The 1,175-nt window shown below is 70.1% G+C and carries 2 protein-coding genes; both read left to right on the top strand.

From position 1 onward, the window contains the following. Positions 1 to 684: MaoC/PaaZ C-terminal domain-containing protein (locus ACWDNU_RS46455; protein WP_449673522.1), on the top strand; the 684-nt coding region annotated here is incomplete at its 5' end. Between the two features lie 11 nt (positions 685 to 695). Beyond that, positions 696 to 1,175, top strand: a 480-nt coding sequence (locus tag ACWDNU_RS46450; RefSeq protein ID WP_449673521.1) for an SDR family NAD(P)-dependent oxidoreductase, incomplete at its 3' end; no start/stop codon positions are given.

Below are 1,175 nucleotides of genomic sequence, written 5' to 3'. Positions count from 1 at the left end.
ACCTCGATGGCGCCCGCCGCCCTGTCGGTGGCGCCGGTGGAGCTGCTGATGAAGCTGGTCCACGGCGAGCAGGACTTCCGGTTCCATCGCCCGATCCGGGCCGGTGACGACCTGGTGGTGCGGGCCAAACCGATCGGCTACGTGGGCAGGCCCAACGGCTCGACCGTGGTGGTCTACGCCGAAACACGCGACGCAGCAGGCGAACTCGTCAACGAACAGTGGATGACCGCCTTCTTCCGCAAGGTCGACGCCGGGCCCGGTGAAGGGGAGCCCGCTCCCGATCATCGGATCACCGACGCCGATCGGGCCGGGGAGCCGGTCGCGCGGGTCACCGCCCGCATCGACCAGGACCAGACCTTCCGCTACTCGCCCGCCTCCGGCGATCCCATGCCGATCCACCTCGACGACGAGATCGCCCGTATGACCGGGCTTCCCGGCATCATCAACCACGGCCTGTGCACCATGGCGTTCACGTCCTGGGCGGCACTGACCGAACTCGCCGAGGGGGACACCGCGCGCCTGCGCCGGCTCGCCGTGCGCTTCGCCAAGCCGGTGCTGCCGGGCCAGGACATCACCACGACCCTGTGGCGCACCGACTCCGCGCCGGGTGTCACCGCCTACGCCTTCGAGACCGAAGCCGCCGGGCAGATCGCCATCACCGACGGCCGCGTCGAATTCAACTAGGAGACAGACTCATGGGAAAACTTGACGGTCGCGTCGCCGTCGTCACCGGCGCCGGACGCGGTATCGGCCGCGAACACGCGCTGCTGTTCGCACGCGAGGGCGCGCAGGTCGTGGTCAACGATCTCGGCGGCGCCAACGACGGTTCCGGCAGCGACGCCGGTCCCGCCCAGCAGGTGGTCGACGAGATCGTCGCCGCCGGCGGCCGGGCGGTCGCCAACACCGACAACATCGCTACGTGGGACGGCGCGAAAGCCCTTGTCGACCAGGCGATCAGCGAGTACGGCTCGCTCGATGTGCTGGTCAACAACGCCGGCATCCTGCGCGACGCGTTCATCGCGGGGATGGCGGAGTCCCAGTGGGACGCCGTCATCGCCGTGCACCTCAAGGGTCACGCCGCCACCCTGCACCACGCCGCGGCGTACTGGAAGGCGCAGGCCAAGGCGGGCACTCCGGTCGCGGCCTCGGTGATCAACACCGCCTCGGCCTCGGGG

The sequence above is a fragment of the Amycolatopsis sp. NPDC003676 genome (assembly GCF_053587275.1).
This window is presented reverse-complemented; position numbering and strand designations above follow the sequence as displayed.